1 protein-coding gene is annotated in these 345 nt (G+C 64.1%); it reads right to left on the bottom strand.

Annotated features, from left to right (window positions below; genetic code table 11):
* A partial coding sequence (locus tag KQH55_RS16405; RefSeq protein ID WP_235091718.1) for an AMP-binding protein occupies positions 1 to 345 on the bottom strand: 345 nt, incomplete at both ends.

Raw genomic sequence — 345 nt, 5'->3', positions numbered from 1 at the left:
CGCCAAGCGCTCGCCTGGGTAGCTCGGGTCCAGCGGCACATACGCACCCCCGGCCTTTAAAATCGCCAGCAGCCCCACGACCAGCGCGGGACTGCGCTGCACGCAGATCGCCACCCGCGCATCGGGCTTGACGCCCAGCTTGATTAACTGGTGCGCGAGGCGATTGGCTTGTGCGTTCAGCTGCGCATAGCTCAACGTTTGGTCCTCGAACACCAGCACCGTCGTCTCGGGCGTGCGCTCGACCTGTGCTTCGAATAGCTGGTGCACGCACCGATGTTTTGGATACGCCTGCTGCGTCGCGTTCCATGTCTGCAGCAGCAACTGGCGCTCGGCCGGTGACAGCAA

The sequence above is a fragment of the Mycetohabitans sp. B3 genome (assembly GCF_021498065.1).
Classification (GTDB): Bacteria; Pseudomonadota; Gammaproteobacteria; order Burkholderiales; family Burkholderiaceae; genus Mycetohabitans.
The sequence above is the reverse complement of the archived record's forward strand: the minus strand, read 5'-3'. Positions and strand labels throughout refer to the sequence as shown.